28 protein-coding genes are annotated in these 19,027 nt (G+C 46.2%); 18 read left to right on the top strand and 10 right to left on the bottom strand.

All coding sequences use genetic code 11. The features are described from left to right. Positions 1-108 precede the first annotated feature (108 nt). From Q0600_RS03340 to Q0600_RS03300, 9 genes are all read right to left on the bottom strand, one after another. On the bottom strand, positions 109-1,368 hold the full coding sequence (locus Q0600_RS03340; protein ID WP_298756877.1) for a phage minor head protein: 1,260 nt from the start codon (positions 1,366-1,368) through the stop codon (positions 109-111). After that, positions 1,361-2,713: a DUF935 family protein gene (locus tag Q0600_RS03335; RefSeq protein ID WP_297893914.1), complete on the bottom strand. Its 1,353-nt coding sequence runs from the start codon at positions 2,711-2,713 to the stop codon at positions 1,361-1,363. Before Q0600_RS03335 ends, Q0600_RS03340 begins: the two co-directional genes overlap by 8 nt. Continuing rightward, the gene (gene terL / locus Q0600_RS03330; protein ID WP_298756874.1) at positions 2,710-4,353 is read right to left on the bottom strand and encodes a phage terminase large subunit; all 1,644 of its coding nucleotides are present in this window, start codon (positions 4,351-4,353) and stop codon (positions 2,710-2,712) included. The genes Q0600_RS03335 and terL overlap by 4 nt, the downstream gene beginning before the upstream one ends. A gap of 8 nt (positions 4,354-4,361) precedes the next feature. Continuing rightward, positions 4,362-4,844 carry a DUF1804 family protein gene (locus Q0600_RS03325; RefSeq protein ID WP_297893911.1) on the bottom strand — a complete coding sequence of 161 codons (483 nt, stop codon included), beginning with the start codon at positions 4,842-4,844 and terminating at the stop codon, positions 4,362-4,364. After that, positions 4,837-5,232 carry a phage protein Gp36 family protein gene (locus Q0600_RS03320; protein WP_297893908.1) on the bottom strand — a complete coding sequence of 132 codons (396 nt, stop codon included), beginning with the start codon at positions 5,230-5,232 and terminating at the stop codon, positions 4,837-4,839. The genes Q0600_RS03325 and Q0600_RS03320 overlap by 8 nt, the downstream gene beginning before the upstream one ends. A gap of 130 nt (positions 5,233-5,362) precedes the next feature. After that, positions 5,363-6,334, bottom strand: a complete 972-nt coding sequence (locus Q0600_RS03315; protein ID WP_298756870.1) for a major capsid protein — start codon at positions 6,332-6,334, stop codon at positions 5,363-5,365. Positions 6,335-6,346: 12 nt separating this feature from the next. After that, positions 6,347-6,673 carry a hypothetical protein gene (locus Q0600_RS03310; RefSeq protein ID WP_297893903.1) on the bottom strand — a complete coding sequence of 109 codons (327 nt, stop codon included), beginning with the start codon at positions 6,671-6,673 and terminating at the stop codon, positions 6,347-6,349. Position 6,674: 1 nt separating this feature from the next. Next, the gene (locus Q0600_RS03305) at positions 6,675-7,508 is read right to left on the bottom strand and encodes a phage protease (protein ID WP_297915377.1); all 834 of its coding nucleotides are present in this window, start codon (positions 7,506-7,508) and stop codon (positions 6,675-6,677) included. A 38-nt stretch (positions 7,509-7,546) separates the two neighbouring features. Beyond that, positions 7,547-7,990, bottom strand: a complete 444-nt coding sequence (locus Q0600_RS03300) for a hypothetical protein (protein ID WP_297894844.1) — start codon at positions 7,988-7,990, stop codon at positions 7,547-7,549. Positions 7,991-8,169: 179 nt separating this feature from the next. Here Q0600_RS03300 and Q0600_RS03295 point away from each other — a divergent pair, with 179 nt between their 5' ends. From Q0600_RS03295 to Q0600_RS03220, 16 genes are read left to right on the top strand one after another with little or no spacing between them, the layout of a single operon-like run. Next, a complete protein-coding gene (locus Q0600_RS03295) occupies positions 8,170-8,610 on the top strand; it encodes a glycoside hydrolase family protein (RefSeq protein ID WP_298756865.1) in 441 nt (146 codons plus the stop codon). Then, entirely contained in the window at positions 8,591-8,899 is a 309-nt protein-coding gene (locus Q0600_RS03290) for a hypothetical protein (RefSeq protein WP_298756863.1), read from the top strand. The genes Q0600_RS03295 and Q0600_RS03290 overlap by 20 nt, the downstream gene beginning before the upstream one ends. A 55-nt stretch (positions 8,900-8,954) precedes the next feature. Further along, positions 8,955-9,086, top strand: coding sequence for a hypothetical protein (locus tag Q0600_RS03285; protein ID WP_298756861.1), 132 nt, complete (start codon positions 8,955-8,957; stop codon positions 9,084-9,086). Beyond that, entirely contained in the window at positions 9,086-9,268 is a 183-nt protein-coding gene (locus Q0600_RS03280) for a hypothetical protein (protein ID WP_298756859.1), read from the top strand. The genes Q0600_RS03285 and Q0600_RS03280 overlap by 1 nt, the downstream gene beginning before the upstream one ends. A 3-nt stretch (positions 9,269-9,271) precedes the next feature. Beyond that, on the top strand, positions 9,272-9,565 hold the full coding sequence (locus Q0600_RS03275) for a hypothetical protein (RefSeq protein WP_298756857.1): 294 nt from the start codon (positions 9,272-9,274) through the stop codon (positions 9,563-9,565). Next, entirely contained in the window at positions 9,555-10,160 is a 606-nt protein-coding gene (locus Q0600_RS03270; protein ID WP_298756855.1) for a phage baseplate assembly protein V, read from the top strand. Before Q0600_RS03275 ends, Q0600_RS03270 begins: the two co-directional genes overlap by 11 nt. 1 nt (position 10,161) lies before the next feature. Further along, positions 10,162-10,446: a GPW/gp25 family protein gene (locus Q0600_RS03265; protein WP_298756853.1), complete on the top strand. Its 285-nt coding sequence runs from the start codon at positions 10,162-10,164 to the stop codon at positions 10,444-10,446. After that, entirely contained in the window at positions 10,443-11,528 is a 1,086-nt protein-coding gene (locus tag Q0600_RS03260; protein WP_298756851.1) for a baseplate J/gp47 family protein, read from the top strand. The genes Q0600_RS03265 and Q0600_RS03260 overlap by 4 nt, the downstream gene beginning before the upstream one ends. Then, entirely contained in the window at positions 11,525-12,070 is a 546-nt protein-coding gene (locus tag Q0600_RS03255) for a phage tail protein I (RefSeq protein ID WP_298756849.1), read from the top strand. Before Q0600_RS03260 ends, Q0600_RS03255 begins: the two co-directional genes overlap by 4 nt. A 9-nt stretch (positions 12,071-12,079) precedes the next feature. Next, complete coding sequence (locus Q0600_RS03250; protein WP_298756847.1) at positions 12,080-12,829, top strand: hypothetical protein; 750 nt, start codon at positions 12,080-12,082, stop codon at positions 12,827-12,829. A gap of 10 nt (positions 12,830-12,839) precedes the next feature. After that, on the top strand, positions 12,840-13,388 hold the full coding sequence (locus Q0600_RS03245) for a hypothetical protein (protein ID WP_297897729.1): 549 nt from the start codon (positions 12,840-12,842) through the stop codon (positions 13,386-13,388). A gap of 9 nt (positions 13,389-13,397) precedes the next feature. Beyond that, a complete protein-coding gene (locus Q0600_RS03240) occupies positions 13,398-13,652 on the top strand; it encodes a hypothetical protein (RefSeq protein ID WP_298756845.1) in 255 nt (84 codons plus the stop codon). A gap of 2 nt (positions 13,653-13,654) precedes the next feature. Beyond that, on the top strand, positions 13,655-14,194 hold the full coding sequence (locus Q0600_RS03235) for a hypothetical protein (RefSeq protein WP_298756843.1): 540 nt from the start codon (positions 13,655-13,657) through the stop codon (positions 14,192-14,194). A gap of 14 nt (positions 14,195-14,208) precedes the next feature. Beyond that, complete coding sequence (locus Q0600_RS03230; RefSeq protein WP_298756841.1) at positions 14,209-15,372, top strand: phage tail sheath subtilisin-like domain-containing protein; 1,164 nt, start codon at positions 14,209-14,211, stop codon at positions 15,370-15,372. A gap of 33 nt (positions 15,373-15,405) precedes the next feature. Continuing rightward, positions 15,406-15,915 carry a phage major tail tube protein gene (locus tag Q0600_RS03225; RefSeq protein WP_298756839.1) on the top strand — a complete coding sequence of 170 codons (510 nt, stop codon included), beginning with the start codon at positions 15,406-15,408 and terminating at the stop codon, positions 15,913-15,915. Positions 15,916-15,918: 3 nt separating this feature from the next. Beyond that, positions 15,919-16,143: a phage tail assembly protein gene (locus Q0600_RS03220; protein ID WP_298756837.1), complete on the top strand. Its 225-nt coding sequence runs from the start codon at positions 15,919-15,921 to the stop codon at positions 16,141-16,143. 141 nt (positions 16,144-16,284) lie between these two features. Here Q0600_RS03220 and Q0600_RS03215 read toward each other — a convergent pair whose 3' ends face one another. Next, positions 16,285-16,464 (bottom strand): hypothetical protein, encoded by a 180-nt coding sequence (locus Q0600_RS03215; protein ID WP_298756836.1) that lies wholly within the window; start codon positions 16,462-16,464, stop codon positions 16,285-16,287. 50 nt (positions 16,465-16,514) lie between these two features. Between Q0600_RS03215 and Q0600_RS03210 the strand changes: the two genes are divergently transcribed. Beyond that, complete coding sequence (locus Q0600_RS03210) at positions 16,515-18,638, top strand: phage tail tape measure protein (protein ID WP_298756834.1); 2,124 nt, start codon at positions 16,515-16,517, stop codon at positions 18,636-18,638. Positions 18,639-18,641: 3 nt separating this feature from the next. Continuing rightward, entirely contained in the window at positions 18,642-19,025 is a 384-nt protein-coding gene (locus tag Q0600_RS03205; protein WP_298756833.1) for a phage tail protein, read from the top strand. Positions 19,026-19,027: the final 2 nt, after the last annotated feature.

The raw sequence follows: 19,027 nt of genomic DNA, 5'->3' as shown, positions 1-19,027 counted from the left end.
TTTAAAATTTATTATAATACCCGTAAAAGTAGCCTCGATGGCGTCAGTGTGCGTAGACGGACGTTATGCGTTGGCATAGCGGTTATCGCGGGTTCGACTCCCGCCGAGCTACTTTATCTTTTTGATTTCACCCTTTTCAATTAGATCCTCAATCGTTTTTTTATCATTTTTATCAAGCGTTATTACGTAGTTGCTTTGCTTGAATTTCTTAATTATTTTACTTATTTCGATGGGGATTAAATTTATCTTTGAGCCGTCTTTTTTGTCCTCAAAAATAAACAGAATATTTTTGTGCTTTTTGCGTAGATCCGTATAAGCGTTGTTTTCGTTATCCAGCACCGAAACTATCTCGCGCATCTCCTCTATCCTAAGGGCATGATCGTAGCCCTCTTTACGCTTCGGGGCTGCGTGGGACAGATGCTTTTTTGTGATGATTATGCCGCCGCTTTGCACATCTGCGCCTAAAATTTCGCTTGCTTTCTTTGCTAAAAAAGCATTCAAAAAGCCCACCTGCACCATATTGATCGGCGTTTTTGGATTGTCTTTTACGATGATCTCATCTATCGCATCCTCAAGCCCGCTTCTCCATACATGCAGATCTCTTTCGTGTCCAAAGCCCGCTAAACGCTCTTTTAACTTTTGTCGCGCAGTCTCCGCAGTAACGGCGCCTAGCGCCTCTTGTTTCTTTTCGATAAAAATTTCATCCAAATGATCCATTTTGCCTGGGTTGTAAGCAAAATCATCCTGCGCTACGCTTGGCAAAAACGAGCCGTCTGCAAGCGGCGTAATGCCGCGCGCTCGTACTTCGGCTTCCGTAAGGACTTGCACTTTGCAGCGACAATTCCAGCCGTTTGGCGGGTAGTTCGTATCCCAAAATTTATCATTTTTTGGAAGCGTGGTACCGTGCAGCTTTCGGTGCGCAGGCCTTGTTTTGCTATCAAGAACCGCCGTGTAGCGAAAATACTCCCCCGAGCTTTTCATTTGGCTTTCATAGCGGGCTTTTGCGTATGCGGTCCTCATATTAGTATCGTAGATAGTTTTTAGTCTGCGGTTGCCCACATAAATTTCTTTTTCCTCGCCGCTTTTAGGATCTTTGACCTTGATCCTACCGAGCCAGCCCTTTTTGGCTAGTATAGGCTTTACGCTTTGCTTCCACTCCTCAAACGAGATTCCATTTTTAAAAGCTTGAGCGAGCGAGTTTTGCATATCTTTTAGAAGATCTAAATCGGTCATCTTTGCGATCGTAAACGTTTTTTTATGCGCATCGTGCATGATCTCATCATAATCAAAATGGATCTCAGCGTTTTTGCCTTGCAGATACTCATATACCGCCGTAGGCTCTTTTTGAAAGCTAAAGCCGCTATTCATCCGCATATCCGATCATTTCTGCGTTTGCAATAGCTCGAAACATATATTTTTCAAGCTCATCAAAAGGCAGATCGTAAAGCTCATAAAGCCTATCAAACGCCTGCTCGTAGGTTTCGCTTTGCGCGATCAATTCGTTTAATGCAGCCTCTATCTCGCCGTCATCGATTTTTAATTCGCTAGTAGCCTTTTCGAAGCGATCTATCGGCTTATTTGCGTTCTTTAAAACCCGTTTATTCACCTTTAAATCACTGCTTAAACGCTCTTTAATAGCCTTTTCGTCCAGCTCTATATTATAAATTTTGCTGATGTATTTTGCGGTCGGCACAAAGCCCATATCAAATAGCGTCTTATCTCTGCTTGCGCGCTCCGCATTCGGGGCGTCCTCGTCGTAAATTTTCGCTTCGATTTCGCCTTTATAGTTATTGATCTCCTTAAAAAAGTCGATCGTCTTATTCATCACGAACTCTAAAATTTTGCCGTCATTTGCGGCTAGATCCTCTCTGATTTCGTTGTGCGTTTTAGCGGCGGCGTAGCTACCCTCTTTGATGTCGCTCGTCAAATTTGCCCCTAAAATCGCCTTGCTGATTTGATTGTCTAGGTACGTCGGAAGCCTCGTAAAATCTACATTCGTACTTGGCTGAATAAGCGTCAATTCTTCCTCGGTATCGATGACTGCGCTGTCGCCGCTAAGCATAGCCTGTACTTCGTTTGCCAGCTCGTCCGGATCGAAGCTTGTTTTTGCAACCGCCCATGGTGAGCCGAAACGCTCCAAAAACCTAAACCAAAATTTTAAGCTCGCATTTTTCATCTTAACGGGGAAATAGAGCTTTTTAATAAGCCCATCACCGTAAGTTTTTCTAAAATTTGCGCGATTTAGAGCATAAACGACTTTAAACGGCGGGATCTCTTGTTCGCTTCCGCTGGCTACGAATACAAACTCACCCGCATCGTTAAATTTAAACTGCCGAAAATCCCTCTGCACGAGACGTGGGTAAATTAATCCGTCCTTTTCTTTGTAGTTGACCTCAAAAACATTGAGCCCGTAAAGATAGGTCTCTAAAATTTGGCTAACGATATCCGGGTTAAAAATGGTTTTGAAATTTTTGGCAATCTCCTCATCATCGCAAATGATTTGGATCTCTTTTTTCTCGGTGACGGATTTACGACTGACGTCGCACTGCGTAACCGTAAGATCTGTTAGGATCATATCCATATCGCTATCGCTTATGCTGGAAACGCCGGTGTTGATTATCAGATCGATCAGCGTGCTGTTTTGGGCCACAACTGCCGTTTTTTTACGCTGCGGTTGCTCGGTTTTATTCTTAAAAAGTTTCTCAAATATCATCTACTGCGCCTTTTTATCTTTCTTTTGAGTTTTGTAAGCTCGTATGCTCCCGCCAAAGAGTCGGGTGCGTCGTCGTGCTTGCCTTCCGGGTATTCGCAAAGCTGCTCTATAAGCAAGCTTTGGCTTTGATGGAATACTATCTCTCCGTCATCGATCGGCACCTCGAGTTCCTCTATCCTCTGCCCCTTAGCGGCCGTATTATTCACTCCCTTTAGCGACAGCTTCGCACCCACCTCAAAGGCCTTCTCTCTGATCCATTGCCTAAAAAACTCCTGCCCGCCGTTGCTTTCGATCGCGCACATTCTTGGACGATATATCCCGTTTAGGCGAAGGATCTCTTTGATCGTTTTCTTGCTCTTCATGACCTCTACAATGCTTTCGGCTACGTAAATTTTAGCTTCTATCTTGCTGACGCCCAGCACCGTAATAGCCGTATAGTCGCTCTTTTTCTTTTCGCCCGCAGGATCAATATACATAACGAAATAATCGCATCTCGGAAGCTCGCGATAAAAATGCATAGCCTCTTTTGTGAATATTTGAGCTTCGTTTCGCGGATCGTTTTGCTGCTCTTTGTTGAATGATTTTAGGTTCTCAGCGCGCTTTTGCATAAGCTTTAAAATCGGTAGCGCATCGGGCCAGAGCACCAGTGAGCCCTCATCCATTTGTTTTTTATGCCGCATATAAAACTCGTCGCTGGAGTCCTTTGAGATATTGCGATACAGCTCGCTCCATTGCTCCCATAGATCCATTCGCCTTGGGAAATTTATCACGGACTGATATTTTTTGGCGTTCCAGAATTTAAGCTTTAACTTTCGCGCCAGCACGCTATCTGCATGCAAGATGGTACCGATGTAAAGTACATCTAAGCTTCCGTCTACGCTGCCTAAATTTAGCACCGCCTCATCGAGCCACTCCTCGAGCTTATCGCGCTGATCTTTGCTGCGCACGTTGGTGTCGTTTTCCAAATCATCAAGGACGACTAGGTCGGGGCGGTACACGCCGAATTTCACGCCGCGTAGCCTCTTTCCGGAGCCGAATGCTTTAAGCTTCACACCGTTTTTGGATATAAACTCGCCTATCTTCCAATTCTTGCTTGCGCCGCAGACATGCGGGAAATCCATTTTTAGATTGGCATTGTCCTCAAGCTCTGCCTTGATCGCTTCAAGGCAGCCCTCCACTAATTCCACGGCATCTGAAATTTCGACTATAAAGCGCTTTTTGGCAAAGCAAATGCACCAAAGCGGAAAGAGCTGCGAGCAATACGTGGTTTTTGCATGCCCGCGCGGCGCGGCTCGAACATATTTGTCGCCGCTTGCGTTTTGCGTCATAGCTTCAAAAATTTGTGCTAGATCCTCGTGAAGCGCACAAGAGCTATCGATGCTAAAATAGTGCGGAAAATAGGTTTTTGCGAAATATAGAAAATCGTGCTCGGCGCGCTTTAGTCTAGCGGCTCTATCTTTGGGGGATAGTGGGCTATTTAGATGAATCTGCTCTTTTAGCTCGCCGCTAAGCTCCTCCAGCCAGTCGTAGAAGTCTTTGCGCGTCAGCTTGCCAAGCTCGGGTTCTACGGCGCCGGCTTGTTTGTGCGCTTCTCTGCTGTCTTCCAAAAAGCTATCTAGCTCATCTCTTGAAAAAAGCATACATCATCCTAAACGTCAAGCTCTTCTATGGCTTTGACAAATTTCTCGCTCTCGATGAGCTCGACGAGTTTTTTGATACACTCTTTGTTCTCGTCGTCTTTAAATTTATCTACTACTAGCATAATGACCTTTTTAGCGATGCTTAGGCGGTATGCCGCCGGATTTTCGTAGCTTGCTACTTTGGTCATCTTGACGAAACTGTCGCCTATTTTTGAAAGCGCCTCGGCCTTTTTGCCCGCGGGCAGTTCGCTCTCTCTGATATCTTTGACCGCCAGGCGCATCTCTTCGATGAAATTTTGATAGATATTTTGTTTCTCTTCGCCGCCGCGGTTCAGATAGCTCGCGGTTTTGAGCTCATCCCAATTACTGCCGGCTTTGTAGTTCTTAATCGTCTTTACGTTTTTATTTAAAATTTCAGCTATTCGCTCAACGCTAAAGCCCTTCAGATATAACTCTCGTGCTAAATCTTTGATATTTGGTTTCTCAGCCATTTAGGTCCTTTAGATCCATTCGTTTTTCGTAGTGTCTGAATGCCCTTGAAGCAAGCCTCGGCGTATCATCTTTCTTCTCATCGGTCGGAATTTTACCCGCAGCCATTTTCAAAAGCAGCCCCTCGATCTTTTCGATCTGCTCGGCTAGAGTGTCTTTCGGAAAGTTGTTGCGCTTTTTTAACTCGATTATCGTGAGATCGACGCAGATATCTTTTAGAAGCTTGGTGGGATTGGCCGGGATCCTTATAAACGATGCGATGAATGCTAGCGCATCGTTTAGGCTATCGTCTATGATGCTTTGATTTATGCTGCCGCTTCCCTCAAAATCGCTAAGCTCCAGCAGCTCTTTGTGCGAAACTTCTTCAAGTAGATCATCGTTTGTTATCATTGGGCTTTATCCTTAAATCTTTTAAGCCTTTTAACGCGCATTAAAAGCATGTTAAAACGTTTAAAACATTTTTTACGTGTGTTCGGTCGTTTTTAATTTAAAAGGGCTTAGAGCCCTTTTAAATTGATTTTTATGCAAATTCAAGCTCAACGATCGCATCAAGCCTATTACAAACTGGAATCGGCCTGCTCTCGCTCACGATGCCCCAGCCTGAACCTTTGTCGAGCACCTCCGGAGCCGCCGCAAAGAATTTGGTCGGAGCCTTGCCGATAGCCGCGGTATGATTAGCCCTCGTATAAATCACTTCGAACATATTGTCGTCAAGCGGTACGACTACCCCTTTTTTGCCGCTCATATAACGCGTAGGCTTGCCCTTGGTATTGTCATAGGTCGCATCGTAAGGCATAAAGGTTTTGCCGAAAAGCTCAAGTGTCAATACGTTGTTTTTATCGGTAATTTTTGCCGAATTTGACTTGAGAAGCTCCTCTTTTTCTACAAGGGCAAGCAGTTCCGCATAAAGCTCTCTGGTTACCAATGCTATATACGGCTTCGCGGCCCCCAATACGTCGACTTGAGCGGCCTCTATGTCGTTGAGCAGCGTCATTAGCTTCGTAGTGCTTCCGATCGTGATCTTTTTGCGGTTTGCGGTCAAAGAAAGAAGCACGTTACCTTTGCCGTCCATTACCTTGCCGAATATGGCTCCTGCCGCCATATACTCAAGCGTATTGGTAACGTTGCTTTTTTGCTTCGCAAGCTTTTTACCGATAGCCGCCGAAAGGGACTTCAATTGCTCTTTTTGGGTATTGAGCGTTTTCAGCAAATTCATCTCGCTTGCCGGAAGCGTATCGTATTGCGGAAAGCGAGGAAGCGGCACGGATACTATCGTTTGATCCGGGTTTTTCGTCACCAAATGCTCGCCGTTTTCGCTGACGCTCTCAAGGATTACGCCCGCACCTTTTTCGATGATGATATTGTGCGAATTTGAAAGCGTCGGCGTCCATGTTTTAAAAAATGTGTCCATAATAAAGCTTTGGTCCGCTTTGACCTGATTGACGATCTCAGTCATCACATCAACTGTGAAGTATTTTAAAAGTTCGTCCATTGTCTTCTCTCCTTATCTCACTACTATTTTTTGCTTAAATAGCGCGGTTTTTAGCTCTGCGGCTACATCCGCAAGCTTAACTTCGCCGAGTACCAGCACGTCGGCATTCCCGGTAGCTTCTACGCCATCGCAGAGCACGCCGAATACCGCAGCGGCATTTGCGATAGTAGCGGTTTGGTTGTCGCTTGTTACCGCAGCGAAGCTTTCGCCGCCATTAATGCTAAATAGTACGGCTCCGCACTCCAAAGCTTTGGTGGTCTCCACTTTCGCGTTGACGCCGAGTATTTTGTTTACGACTATGTCTCCGATGGTATTTGGTTTCTTTCCTTCGTTTGGCATTTCATTCTCCTAATGCAAATTTTACGACGTCGATGTCGTTTTGGGGTTGGTTTTTATTGGCAAACAGATCGTTCTTCGGCAAGTCTGTTTTTTGAGGCGGCGTAACGCCCTTTAAAAACTCTTTAAAGCCGTTTAAATCGGTCTTTGCATAGCTTAGCGCCCACTGCTTTTGTCCCTCGGGAAGCTTATTTGCAATGATGGCACCCTCTACCGCACTCTCCGCAAGCTGCTCGCTTAGCGCTGCAACCTCGCTCCTGCTTGTCTCAAGCTCCGCTTTTAAAGCAGTGATTTGCGCGTCGTATTGCGCTTTTAGCGCAGCGACATCCGCACCATTTTTTTCGTTTTCAGGCATATTTTTCTCCTTTGCCATAAAATTTTTATTTGCTCTTATCTCTTCAAGCTCATCAAGAAACGGCGTATTTGTTAACGCGACGCTTTCGATCTCGCAGCCTATCCACGCTCCCGTCTTTTTGTCGACCGCTTCAAAATTGAATACCGGGCTTAGATATCTGTATTCGCCGTTTTTGATGTATTCTTTCGCTTTTGCGGTCCAACTCGCCATTCCATAAAGCTTGCCGTCTCTTATATGCATCTCTTTGATCCAGCCCGCCGCAGGCGCTTCACAACCCATAAGGGTTTGATGCTCGTAGTCAATTACGAGATCTATCTTGCGAGCATCAAAATTAAGCTTCATCTTTTCTAAATCTGCGCTATCGATACGAAATACTCCGCTATAATGCCCTTTCCATTCACCCGGAACCGCTAGTAGCAACTCTACAAGATCATCGCCCGTGTTCTCGCTCTTAAGCGATATTAAATTTGCTTGAAATCTCATCTATTCCTCTTTCGATACAATCGTTACAACCTTACAACCTAGCCCTCTTTGAGCCATTCGCTTTTTTCAAGAAACTCAGTCTGAATTTCTCGCGTCAAAACATACATATACCCGTAATCGGTTATGCTATTATGTGTCACTTTCAAGGTTTTCGGCTCAATTCGAAATTCATTATTGAGCTCAGACGTCCTGAGCTTTTTGTCGATTTTTTCACAAAGATCGATGGCCCTATATATATTTTCTTGCCTATAGCTTTGCTGCTTGCTAGACGTTGTGCTTAAAATGTGAATGTTGAAGGTGCCTATTTTGCTCACCACGTTTTCATATCTCTCGCTTAGAAACTCTACGAACACAAAGCTATCTCCGCCTTTTATAAGCAGCTCCATTTCGTCCTTATTCTCAAGCTCACCGAGATAGGGCGAAGTATTTTTACAAACCTCTTTGATGGTTTCGATCAACTCTTTTTCAAACTCTACAAGCATTCCATCTCCTGCTCTCGCCATTTTTCGCAACTATAGCGCGAAAGAGATCTCAAAATCTATCAAAATTCTTTGACACAATTCTTTGTCACAGTTTTTTGACAAAATTCTTTGACAAAATCCTTTGATAGATTTTGAGCGAAAAAATCCGTATGATTGCCGCAAAAAAACGAGGAGCGAATATGAGCCTAATCGCAAACATCAAAGAAAACGAAGGCTTTTGCGGTGAAATTTATGAAGACACAAGAGGTTACAAAACTATCGGCTACGGCTTTTTAGTTTCGGCGCTAAGCAAAGACGAGCTAGCACTAAACGGCGGAAAGATAGAGCCGATGGGCCGCGCGGCGGCGGATCAAATTTTAGAGCTGAAATTAAAAAAGTTAAAGCCTAGGGTATTTGAAGCCTTTGCCTGGCTTCAAGACAAACCGCAAAACGTGCAGGATGTAGTGATAGAGATGTGCTATCAGATGGACGTTAACAAGGTTAAAAAATTCGTTACGACGCTTCATTATATCCGCACGGGCGAATATGAAAAGGCTATCGCAAACGGGCTTCGTAGCCTTTGGGCGCAGCAAACTCCAAATCGTGCAAAGAAGGTGTTAAATGGGCTTCTTAAACATTAAGCTTATCGGCATCGCCTTTGCGGCGACGCTGGCTGCGTGCGGGGTCTATATAGCGCTGCTAAAAAGCGATATTTCGCAGCTAAGCACCGAAAATGCAAAGCTCAAGATACAGTTGCAGCAATGCGAGCTAAACCTAAGCTTGCAAAACGCCGCGATCAAATCCCTTGAGGTGAATGCAAGCCGCCGCAACGAGGATAAGATCAAAAACGTTTCAAAAATTTACGTCAAAGATAAAAGTTGCGAGGCACAACTCAATGCATATAAAAAACTTCTTGATAGCGCTTTTTAGCGTACTTTGTTTATGCGGCTGCGCAGATAAAGAGCCACAAATAAAGCAAGTCTATGTGCCTGTACGCTGTAATCTTAAAATGCCGCTCAAGCCTGCGGCAAACGGCAGCTTTGAAGCGTATAAAGAGCTTGTGAGGTATTTTTTGAGATGCGAAGAGATAGCCAAAGACTGCACGAGGAGCGAGTAATGAAAACTTTGATTTATCTGCTTAGAGCTTTTGTCTTGGTGGTATTTAACCTTGAGCTTTACGTAGTCTTTGACAACTTTATACGAAGCGAAAATTTAGTGCTCCTTCTTTGGTCGCTTTGTATAGGCGTTGCGGGCGCTCTTTTTTCGCCTGCGTCGCTATATAAAACCTTTAGAGTATGAGCCATGGAGTATCTGCTCTATATATTAGCTGCAGGCTTTGCGGGCAGCGTAACGGCCTTTTTGAAGTATGGCGAGCGTGGCGCGGGCAATTTTATCAAACGAGTATTGGATGGCTGTTTTAGCGCATACATCGTTTATGAAATATCTTTCTTTTTCTGCAAAGATATGCGCCTGAGCCTTGCGATCTGCGGGATCGGTGCCTTTAAAGGCAGCGGAATTTTGGATTTGGCAGTCGGATTTATAAGAAATAAATTTGATCTAGATGATAGAAACAAGGACGAACAATATGAGCAATAACCTAAACGAGATCGGCATCGTCAGTGAAGTAGGCGGGGATCGCGCAAGGGTTGCGATCGGCGATATGGTCACCGACTTCTTGCCCGTATTCCAGCCCCTCGCCAATTCCTTCGCCGTAAGCTTTGCACCGATCCGCGTGGGCGAGCAGGTATTGGTGCTGCCGGTACGCGGCGAGCTCAATGCAGGCATGATCCTGCGCGGTATCTATCAGACCGCCCACAAAGCGAACCCGACCGATACGAAGATCCACGCAAGCTTTGAAGACGGCGTAAGGATGAGCTACGATACGGCTAACTCCAGCCTTGAAATTTCAAGCCCAAAGCAGATCAATATCGCCTGCGAAAACGCAAGCTTGACCGCAAAATCGGTGAATGTGAAAGCGGACGATACGACCGTGCAAAGCGGAAATATCAAGCTTTTGGGAAATACGGTCATTCAAGGATCAATCTCGACCGCGGGAAGCGGCGGAGGAAGCGGAAGCTTTTTTATCAACGGAGATCTCAATATCACAGGCTCGCTCAAGGCAAGCGGCGATATAGGCGATGGCAGGGGCTCGCTTTGGAGCCATACCAACGGCGGAGTAGCGAGGGATTGAGATGAAATACCTAGTAAGCGTAGAAGATAGCATAAAAGATATTCTAAGCACTCCTATCGGCTCGCGGGTAATGCTGCCCGAATATGGCAGCCGCCTTTTTGAGCTGATCGATAGGCGGGTCAATGATGAGTTTCACGCCGATTTGAGCTACTTCGTCATCGAAGCGGTGCAGCGCTGGGAAAAGCGGGTGCAGGTCGACGAAGTGAAGCTCATAAGCTTTAAAGATCACAAGCTCAGCTTTAAAATTGTGCTAACAAACGGCAAAGAGATCGGAGTAGAGATATGAGCTTTTTAAAAAATTTACCCTATCCGAACGTTATCGAGCAGTTGAGCTACGATGAAATTTTAAAAGCCGTTAAAAGTCTCTTTAAAGGCTCTTTAAATGACGATGAAATTTCGCTTCTTGAAAGCGACCGCTTTTCGGCTCTGCTTGAAACGCTCGCATATCGAGAGCTACTTTTGCGAGCCCGCATAAATAGCGCCGTAAAATCTATGCTGCTACCTTTCGCGCAGGGGGCTGATCTTGACAATATCGTTGCGATGTACGGTATAGAACGGCTAAAGGGCGAAAGACCGGTGGCGAGCGTAAAATTTAGCCTCTCTGCCGCACTTAGTTACGATGTGCTGATCCCTGCGGGATTGGTGCTCGCATCGCAGGACGGACAAACTGCGAAACTCAAAGAGAGTTTGCAAATCAAGGCGGGACAAACGAGTATAACCGGCATCAGCATATTAGATGCATTCGTAAAAGAGAGTGCGGCCAAATGCGAGCTCATCCAAACCCCGCTGCCTTTCGTATTGCAAGCAAAACAAGAAGGAAGCTTCGGCGGCGGCGCTGAAGTAGAGGACGACGAGCGGCTACGCGAGCGCGCCGTGCTAAGTCTAGAGCGATTTAGCACCGCAGGGGCAGCGAGCACATACGTCTATCACGCCCTTACAGCCAACGCAAAGGTGATAGAAGCCATAGCGCTTAACGGCGGGCCCGGCATCGTAAAAGTGTATGTCAAAAGCAGCGACGAAAGCGAAGCGGTGCTTGAGTCGGTGCGTACTGCGCTAAACGACGAAAAAGTGCGCCCGCTAACCGATACCGTCATCGTTGCAAATGCCACCAAAAAGGCGGTAAATATAAAAGCACAGCTGGAATTAACGGATCTTTTTTTGCAGGCGGAGATCCAAAACGCTATCGATGCGGTGCAAAAAAGCCTGCCTTTAGGCGAGGATTTGAACCTAAGCCGCATCTATAGCACCCTTCATCAAAACGGCGTATATCGGGTAGGCTTGAGCTCGCCCACTGCCGATATAAAAGCGGATAAGCACGAGTATATCGTGATGAGTTTTGAGCTCAGCTTTGCAAAGGCTAATCTATGAGTATCCTACCGATCGGAAAGCCTAAATTTGACAAGAAGCTTGACGATCTTTTTGGCGTGCGTTTAGACGGACTGGATATCGGCACGATCAATATCCTCGCTCATACCGCGCCCGCAAGTATCTTGCCCCATCTGGCGGCAAGCTTTGATGTAGATATAGAGGGGCTGAGCGAATATAAAGCTCGCGAGCTCATATGTAGGGCTTTTGAGATCAAACGCTTAAAGGGGACGCTCTACTCGGTAAGAACGGCCGTGCAAGCAGTCGATAGCGGCGCTGCGATCATAGAGGGAAATTTGAGCCAAAAATATGATAGCTCCTTAAAATATGACGGCGCGCGTAGGTATGGCTCAAACAACCACTGGGCAGAGTATTCAATTATATCGAGCATGAGCTTGGATGTAGCTCGTGCATCGCAAATTAGAAGGCGTACGGCCAAAGTTGCGCCCGCGCGTTGCGTGCTCGTAAGCGTCGATAGCAGAGGCGAGCTGCTATATAACGGCAACGCGACTTATAACGCCGAATTTAACTACGGAACATATTAAGGAGGGATAATGGCAAATGTAACCGAGGAAGTCAGGTGGGAAAACGGAATATATCAGATTGAAACGACCGATCCCGTAGTGGGCGGGGTGGATGGTATTTCGAACAAGCAAGCTAAGCAGCTGGCAAACCGCACGAGCTATCTTAAGAAGCAAGTCGAGGATAATAAGTCCGGCGCGGATCTCGCGCTTGCAACAAAGCGCGATGTAAGCGATAGCTATTCAAAATCAGAGATGGATAAAAAATTTACCTCTATGGGTACGACTATTGCAGGTAAGCTCGGCAAAGACGAGCAAGCCGCAGATAGCGCAAAACTCGGCGGCGTCGCTGCGGATAAATTCGCCCAAAAAACCGACATTCCGTCAGCCGCTACAGAGATAGAGGCCGGCATCGTAAAACTTAAAAATTCCATCACAGGAAGCTTGAGCGACACGGCAGTAAGCGAGAAAGCGGTATCCGATGTATTTTCTGCAGGCTTTTTAAGCTCAAAACAACAAAACGGCTACACAAAGTTGCCAAATGGTTTAATACTTCAATGGGGAGCTACAACTTCAACTAATGTTATTTTTCCTATCGCTTTTAACAAAAGGCTAAACGTTTCGTTAACCTCTGCGGAAAACGAGTGCGAATTTGCCGTAAGCGTCGTAGGCGAAGCTTTAGACCAAAATATTAGCAATACCGGCTTTGAAATAGGTGTAAGGCGCATAGCGGGGTCCCCGCCGGATTACTTTAAATTCTACTGGTTTGCGGTAGGCTACTAAAGGAGAATAGATGAAATATGTTCACTACGACAAAAAGACAAACGAAATACTGGGGTATTATGATAGCGAAATACACGAAAACATACCTGCACCTAACGTAGAGATAAGCGAGGAGCAATGGACAAAAGCTGTCAATATGGGCGCTACTCATATCAATCCAAAAACGCTTGAGACCAGCATAAAAATAGAGGAGCCTCCTATCGAGCAACTTCGCGAAGCAAAGACCACGGAGCTCGCTTCGTGGGTGAACGCAATGGGCGAGAGCTGCAAGGTTGAGATCAAAGACTTTGGAGCCGTCAACGGCGGATATAAATATCTACTGAATATCGGAAGTATGATCGATATATTTGATAGCCTCGAGGTGCGGGGCTTTAGGATGTATGACAATACGATGAAAAAGATAAACGGGCAGGAGGATCTCAAAAAGATTAAGCGCGCCATTCAGATTGCGGGGCAGAAGCTCCACGTGCTGAAATGGGGCTATGAAACCGCAATCGAGAAGGCAAAAACCGCAAAGGAGCTTGAGGCTATCAAATTTACGGACACGATTGAAGTATAGGAGAAACAAATGGGATATTTTATTCTTTTTCTGACGAGCTTTATTCTTGGGATTTTGGCTTGCCCGATAGTAATTTTCTTGCGTGCTAGAAAGTGCGATCAGTGGGATCATTCCAATATGATGAATATCTTTCGCGTGATCGCGCACCTTGCAACTCATCCCAATGATTTCATGAAATTTCGCTACGAGGACGGCTCAAAGCCTTTCTGGTATCTAGGTAGCGATGAATTCGCTGACATCGTAAAAACAAGACCAAAGGATTGATGATGTTTGCGATACTCAACAGACTACGCGGGCGATACGCCTACTTCGCCAAAGTGAACGCTTTGGTAGTGGCTCTGCTAATATTTGCATTTTTGGGAAATTTTTACCTTGCGATCATCTGCGGGCTTGGGTATTTGCTGGGCGAGGCGAAAGGCTGGGGCGTATGGGTCGGCGCGCTCGTAACCCACGGCAGTTATACCGACGAACGCGAAGTGAAATTTATCGAGTGCATCGCCGCGAAGCTTTTCGATCCGCGCGCGCATTGGCTAGGCTATTGCAGGCTTTGCCTCTTTCTGCGCGGGCTACTTTGGTGGCTGCCGGTATTCGTGCCGCTAGCCTTTGCGGGTCTTTACGCCGCGCCGCTTCTAGCCGTAGCTCTTGCGGTAGGTTTTCCGCTTGCTTGCGAGTTGGGATACTGCACGAAATTTATCTTCACTTTTAAGAAATTTGAAGTAAACACGGCATGGGCTAGGCAGGAGCTCTTTTACGGTGCAATGCAGGACTTGGCGTTTATCGCCATATATTTGATATCGAAATTTTAAACAAAGGAGAAAAGATGGCTGCAAAATTTGGAGTAAACATAACCGTTTCGGCAGAGGCGGCGCGACCGATAAGCGTAGAGAGTACTACACCCATCGGGATCGCAGGATATGAAGAGGTGCTGGAAAACGGCATACATTTCTATATGACGACCGACAAGGCGATCACCGCACTCGAGGAAATTTACGAGGCAAAAAAGAAGGCGAGCGAGCAGTTTAAAAAAGGCTCAATCTACCGCGCACTAAAAGCTATAGCTGATCAAGCGGTGCAAACGCAAATTATCTTATCGGTTTTTACCCGCACCGATAATAATGATGATAGCGACGATATCACGGCTTGCAAGGCTGCTATAGAGGCTTTCAAAAATGCAAAGTCCGCTACCGGCTATCGTCCGAATTTGCTAATCGCCCCAGAGTTTAGCGGAGAGGACGCAATCAAATCAGCACTCGAAGCTATGGCCACAAGGCTCAAAGCCACCGGTATCGTTGATCTCAAAGCTTCAAGCGCAAGCGAAGCTATCACAAAGATGGGAAGCTTCGGCACCTCTCGCCTGCTTGCCGCCTATCCTTTCGTCAAAACCTGGGATGACGAAACGAACGGCTATGTGATGAGCCCTCAATCAGCTCGTATCGCCGGAATGATCGCCTATGTAGACGGTCTTAGCGAATTCGGCTATTCCGATAGCTACTCTAACCGAGTGATGGGCGGCATCAGCGGCACGGCGATAGACGTAGACTTTGAGATGGGAGAGACCTGCACGGCAGATGAGCTTAGGGCGGCTCATATCAGCACGGTCATTCGCGAACAAGGCTTCAGGGCTTGGGGCGGAGAGACTAGCGACGTCGATAGCATTTGGCAGGATCTTGCTAGAGGGAGAATTTTTGATCGTATTTCGCAGGCTTGCCAAAAAGGGGTGTTTTTCGCGATAGATCGCAAAGCAGATCAACTCTATCACGCAAAAAGAAGCGTAGACGAGCTATTGCGGGCCCTCGTAGGAGCTAGAGTACTACTCGGATATGAGCTTAGCTGGAGCGCAAAAAATACCCTCGCGAACATCACGGCTGGTAAATTTTACTTAGACGTGCGTATGCAAAACAATCCGATTGTAAAGCAACTAACGCTAGATTTCATCTACGTAGATACATACGGAAAAGTGCTAATGGATGCACTCAGCAGATAGAGAGACGGGGAATTTTAAAACAAGGAGAAAAGTATGAAAAGAATTATCCCTCAAGCGGTGCAAGAATGCAACGTATTCATCAACGGCCAGGGCTATTTAGGCGTTACAAAAACGCTCAAACTTCCTACTATGGAGTTTGAGACGATAGAGGCCAAAGGTGCGCTGAGCGCAAATTATAGCAGCGGCATTTTGGCTGCGACCGAGGTAAGCTTCACGATCCGCATTGCAGATAGAAACACATGGCTTGCTATGGGGCTAAATGCCTTTAGCTCACGCGTGCCGTTTCTTTTCACCGCCTCGATCTATCAAGCATCAGGCGAGCCTAAGCCGTTTAGCGCAGCTTTTACCGGCGATATTACAAAGATTGAATTCGCAGATTTTGAAAGCGGCTCGGAGATGGAAGTTACGATCACGCTTCAGGCTCATTTCGTAGATATCAATATCGATAAGACGCCAATAGTGTTAAAAGATGCCGAAAATATGATCCTTTTGATCGGTGGGGTGGATTATATGGCGAAAGTAAGATCAAATTTAGGAGAGTAAAAAATGAGAAATATCAAAGTAAATTTGCCGGTCTGCGGCGAAGAGGTAGAGGTTTTTGCGCCGAGCGTAAAAACTTTTAAAGCGGTTTCGGCCGAAAAGACCGAAATCGAGCAAAGTATAAAGCTCTGCGCCGCTTGCGCCAACAAAACCCCGGCGCAGATCGAGGAGCTCGATATCGCCGACTTCAACGTTTTACAAAAGGCGGTACAGAGTTTTTTGGACGTTTAGCAGCGCCGGATAATGAAAACATTGCGCTATTAGGCTACGTGCTCCATTTCGGCTATGGTGAAATTTTAGATATGAATATGATCGATTTTAGTGAATTTGTGGCTATAAGTATTAAAATTTTAAAAGCGCAAAGTGGAGCGCTCAAAGCCTAAATAAGCGCTTAAGCGTCTTGTGAAGCGGATCTAAAAATAGCATGACTAGCGGTACTACGACAAAAACCACTAAAATGGGGTTGAACTCTAACCCGAAAATCACGCTGAAGATAAGCACGGCAGCCGTTATGAAACAGCTATAAATATCTACTAATCTTGAATAGTTCATAGCTGTATTCTAACATAAATTTTAAAATTTGCAGCAGGAAAGGAGGTAAAATGGATAATCAAACTACGCTCGGCATAAGTATAGGGCTGGTTTTGAAAGGACTTTCTAGCGTCAAATCTGCTGATAACGCAATAAAAGGGCTTGCGCGTAGTGCAAAAAACGCCGGCGTAAGCGTAAAAAGCATAAGTGAAAATTTGCGCGGACTAAAGGGCGTAAGCAAGGATATAGCTCGCTACAAACAAACAATTTCGGATGAAATAGGAAATCTTGCGGGCACTCTTGCAAAAACTGCAAGCCTTGCCGTACCGATAAAATTTGCCATAGACGATGAAGCGGCCTTTGCCGACGTGAAAAAATATGTAGACGGCACCGATGAGGAGATGGCAAAACTTAAAGGCGAACTCAGAAATCTGAGCGCAAGCTTCGGCAAAAGCTTCAGCGACGTGGCGGCTATCGCCTCGGAGGGTGGCAAAGCAAATTTAAGCGGCGAGGAGCTTATCAAATACGTCAGGCTCACCACTACCGCAATGAGTGCCTTTGCCATGAGTGCAAACGATGTCGGTAAAGCTACGAACAATATGTTTGTAGGCTTTGGTATCAAAAACACCCAAGGTATCGAGGAGCTTTTCGACACCATAAATCTACTCGACAATAAGGTAAAAAACGCTAACGCCGATCAAATTTTAGAGGCTACCTCTTTGCTTGCCGCTACGGCGAGGATGATAGATTTAGACGGCAAGACTACGGCTGCATTCGCCTCTACCCTGCTTAGCACGGGCAAAGCTACGAGCGTAGTAGGCACTTCGCTGAATGATTTTTTTACGACATTAGCAAGCGCGGAAAAACAACCGAAGAAATTCCACGAAGCCCTGAAACAGATCGGGCTGGATGCCCAAACACTCAAAGAAAATCTGAACAAAGACTCTACCGCCGCGATGGTGGATTTCTTAGAAAGGATCAAGGCTGCGCCTAAAGATGCGCAAGCTGGAATTCTCTATGACCTCGTAGGCGGCAACTATAATGATGAGATAGCATCTCTAGTGCAGAACATAGACGAGCTTAAAGCAAATATCGCTATGGCGCGTTCTGCCGAAGCCAAGGGCTCTATGGAAAAAGAGTTGCAAGTTAAGCTCAATACTACCGCCTCGGCATTAGACAGATTGCATCAAAGCTGGATCAATTTAGCTTCACAAATCGGCGAAACTTTTTTACCCGTCGTAGATAGCGCAGCGAAACTATTTGCGGCTTTCGGAAACGCACTGCGAAAATTTAACGAAAAATTTCCTACGCTCGCCAAACTTCTGACCGGTGCGGTAGGCGGCTTCATAGCTCTTGGAGTAGCGATCAGCGGCGTTAAAATAGGCTTTGCGGGCCTTATGCTTGCTTTTGCGCCGTTTAGAACGGCTTATCATATCATTGCCCTGATGGTCAAAGGGATGTGGGCGCTTACTGCCGCCACGCTTCGCACAAACATCGCACTTGTGGCGCAAAAAGCCGCCCTGATTGCTCACGCCGTAGCAAGTAAGGCTGCCGCCGCCGCTATGGCTATATTGCGAGGCGCAAGCATCGCAGCGGCTGTGGGTTTTCGCATAATGAAGCTGGCTCTAATCACTACGGGCATCGGTGCCATAGTCGTGGGGCTTGCTACGGCCGCAGTGTGGCTGTATGAGAATTGGGATCGAGTAAAAGCCTTTTTTCAAAACTTTTGGCAAAAAATCAAGCCGGAATGGGAGAACTTTAAGAGCTGGCTGGATAGCTGGGTAGAAGCTTTCAGTAGCGTATTTGATGAGACGGTAGCGTGGTGGAAGGATCTATTTGCGGACTTTTTCGGCTGGATAGGCGAAAAGATCGATTGGGTGCTTAGCAACATAAAAAGCGTAGGAGAGTTTTTCGGCTTTGGAGATAGTAGTGCGCCGGTTACGGCGCCTGCTTATGCTAATGCCGATCGAAATTTTACGCCTGCACCGAATCGTCCTATGGGCGAAGCACTCAGCACTCTTAGCTCAAGCCGCGCCGGGGGCAATACAAACGTCGTTTTTAACGGCGATTTTAAGATAGATACTCACGGGCAGAGTATCGATACGGAAGCCTTTAAGCGGCAGATTTCAAAAGACGTGCAAGAGGCTATCAGGCGAAATGAGCGAAATGCTAAAAATACCGATGTGAGGGATTAAGATATGGTGTTAAATTTGGGTGGCTTTAAATTTGAGTGGAAGCAGACAAGCGAAATAGCGGTAGAAACGGAATTCGGCATTACCTCGCAGGAGCGCATCGCAAACTTTGAAGCCCTTTTGAGTGCAAAACTCGGCAGCCAAAGCATAAATTTAAACGGGCAAACCTTACCTTTCGCACAGGACGGGCAAGAGGCGTTAAAACCGCTTTATGCTTTGGCCGAGTTGCGACAAAGCCTGCCGCTCGTTACGGGGCGGGGTAAGTATCTGGGTAAATTTGCGATAGAAAAGATCAGCGAAAACAGATCCGTATTCGCTCCAAATGGAGCGTTTTTCACGCAGACATTCAGCCTTACGCTTAGAAGGGATTACGATGCGGACGAAATTTAATC

It is taken from the genome of uncultured Campylobacter sp., from assembly GCF_938041645.1.
Taxonomy (GTDB): domain Bacteria; phylum Campylobacterota; class Campylobacteria; order Campylobacterales; family Campylobacteraceae; genus Campylobacter_B.
This window is presented reverse-complemented; position numbering and strand designations above follow the sequence as displayed.